The 2,144-nt window shown below is 28.5% G+C and carries 2 protein-coding genes; both read left to right on the top strand.

Annotation, left to right across the window (positions count from 1 at the left end; all coding sequences use genetic code 11):
* A partial coding sequence (locus C6H17_RS11820; protein WP_104731464.1) for a type VI secretion system baseplate subunit TssF occupies positions 1-1,155 on the top strand: 1,155 nt, incomplete at its 5' end.
* The gene (locus C6H17_RS11815; protein ID WP_005219820.1) at positions 1,152-2,120 is read left to right on the top strand and encodes a type VI secretion system baseplate subunit TssG; all 969 of its coding nucleotides are present in this window, start codon (positions 1,152-1,154) and stop codon (positions 2,118-2,120) included. The genes C6H17_RS11820 and C6H17_RS11815, both read left to right, overlap by 4 nt.
* The last annotated feature ends 24 nt before the right edge of the window (positions 2,121-2,144 follow it).

The raw sequence follows: 2,144 nt of genomic DNA, 5'->3' as shown, positions 1-2,144 counted from the left end.
CAATATGTAAAAGACATTATTATTCTCTCATACGATACACATACGAATTTTAAAATACCAACACATTGCTTACAGCCTATGGGATTTAACAGAAATGAAAGTGTATCAGATAATGATGATTTAGGCTTTAGTGCATTTATATTGTTGCAAGAATTATTTTTTATGTCAGAAAAATTTCATTTTATCCATCTTGAGGGTTTAGAAGCTTTAAAAGATGTAAAAAGTAAAAAAATGGGTATCAAATTTATTTTTAATAAGGAGCTTCCTAAAAATTGTCTACCAAGAGCAAATCAGTTTTCTCTCTTTGCAACACCAGCAATTAATTTGTTTTCTACACAGGCAGAACCAATACTTCTTGATCACTCAAGAAATACTCATCGAATATTTGTAGATAGAATGCACGAACAGGCTTATTGTGTTATACAGATTCTAAAAGTAAAAGCACATAGTAGCGATACTGGCAGACGAGTTTTTAAAAATTATTATAGTTTTGAGAGATTTGAGTTTTTAAATAAAAGCAATGATTTTTATGCATTAGCTAACAAAGTCGATGCTCATGGCCAACACTATAAAGAAATTTCTTTTTATACTAAGCATCACAGAAAAGAAACTATATCTATGGATGTATTGTGCAGCAATAATAATATACCAGCACAACTTAAACTTCATGACATTAACGAAATATTAGACTATAAGAGCGTTACAACAGAAAATATTACGCTACCCACACCAATTAAACACATAGACATGGATAGTGATATGATGTGGAATCTTGTTGTTATTTTGTCTTTTAATTATCAAAATATAACAAAAAAAGAAAGTTTATTGTCTCTTTTACATATTTTTGGGTTTACATTTGATTCTCAAGATAAACATTTTTTGACAAATCTAAGTGATGCGATTATTAATATACAATCACAACCGACCTATAAAGTTCATGGCTGTATCACAAGAAGAGGCATTCTTGTTACGATATCTATGGATGAGACTAAATTTTATTGTTTAGGAGAAGTATATAAAATAGGATTGATATTTTCGCACTTATTTGCTTCTTTTGCGGCTATTAATTCCTTTTGTGAATTAAATATTATATGTGTTTTAAGCAATACAACCTTTACATATCCTGTACAATTTGGAAATAAAGAGCCTTTATGAAAACATCTACATTCTATCATACTATAAAAACATTTTTACTGACACACAAGAAACATCAAATATTTTTACGAACTGGGAAAAGTTTGGGGCATGCTTATAAAGAAATAGAGGTTATTGCACAAAATGACAATGAGACACTTTTAAAGGCAACAGATTCTGCAGATAATACAACTTCTTTAAATGATCAACATGAAAATTGCGTTGAAATTAAAGCAAATTTTTTTGGTTTATTTGGAAGTTCTTCTCCTCTACCAAACTACATACTTGACAAATTTGCAAGAAATGAAGATTCTGGTAATGGTTTTAGCTTATTTTTTGATTTTCTAAACAATCATATTCTATGGCTTCTTCACGAAAGCATGTCACTTAGAAATTATCATAGATCTTTTAATGATAACTTGAATGATAGAATTTCGCATATTTTTTTAAAAATATTGGGTTTTAATAATGTAACAAATGCAAAAGAGTATTTACCATTTTCATCTCTTATATTAAGCCAAAGACGCCCAAAACCATATATTGAAAAGATTTTGCAATATAATTTTAATCTAAACAATAGGATTTCAATTATTGAAAATATTTCGCAACAAATTCCCATCAATATAACTCAACAAAATGTGCTAGGAATAAGAAATACAATTCTTGGTAAAAATTTTTTATTGGGAAAAACGATATGTTCTCACCAAAATAAAATATTGCTTGATATTAAAGATTTACAATATCATGAAGCGTTGGCTTACTTTCCTAATCAAATACAATTTAATCGATTAAAAGAAAGTATCGCTTTCCTTACAAACAATGAATTCGCAGTTGATTTGCGCTTAAATATACAATATAGCTCTCAAATGAATTTTATACTTGGTGATCTAGCGAATGCTAAATTGGGATTTGGTTTATTATTGGGAGGGGGTCAAAAAAACTTCAGCAATTCACAATATTGCAAATATATATCGCTGCATCAATAAAAACATTTTTTATATCCACTTTTC

It is taken from the genome of Helicobacter rappini (assembly GCF_900198625.1).
Lineage (GTDB): Bacteria > Campylobacterota > Campylobacteria > Campylobacterales > Helicobacteraceae > Helicobacter_A > Helicobacter_A rappini.
Note: the sequence above shows the minus strand (reverse complement) of the source record. Positions and strands in the feature narration are given on the sequence as shown.

What these genes read in the sequence shown, in the direction of transcription:
- C6H17_RS11815 (WP_005219820.1), top strand. Translation starts at nt 1,152, where the DNA reads ATGAAAACATCTACATTCTATCATACTATAAAAACATTTTTACTGACA.